This is a genomic window from Psychrobacter sp. S1-30-MNA-CIBAN-0213, from assembly GCF_040309845.1.
Classification (GTDB): Bacteria; Pseudomonadota; Gammaproteobacteria; order Pseudomonadales; family Moraxellaceae; genus Psychrobacter.
In genome coordinates this window covers 1-298 of the sequence record NZ_JBEOPE010000044.1, presented here as the reverse complement: position 1 = coordinate 298, position 298 = coordinate 1, and the positions used below count along the sequence as shown (strand labels likewise).

At 50.3% G+C, this 298-nt stretch carries 1 protein-coding gene; it reads right to left on the bottom strand.

What is annotated here, in order from left to right; translation table 11 throughout:
• Positions 1-298: ArsB/NhaD family transporter (locus AAEY87_RS13885; protein ID WP_350657592.1), on the bottom strand; the 298-nt coding region annotated here is incomplete at both ends.

Below are 298 nucleotides of genomic sequence, written 5' to 3'. Positions count from 1 at the left end.
GACTAAGGTTGCTGGCATATTATTCATAACAGAAGCAACTATAGCGGACAAGAACCCAGTTCCAACCGTAGCAATGACTGCACCTTGTTGTCCTAACCAGTTGAGTACTTGTGCACCATAGGCCGTAAGCCCTGCATTACCCAGACCATATACCACCAGATACATACCGATCGAAAACAGGACGATTTGCCAAGGCGCTTTACGTACTACGTCACTCACAGAGACCACTGCACCACGCCCGCCTTGCCATATACGACCAGCGATTGCCATTAGTGCAACAGCAGCGATGCCCGTGACC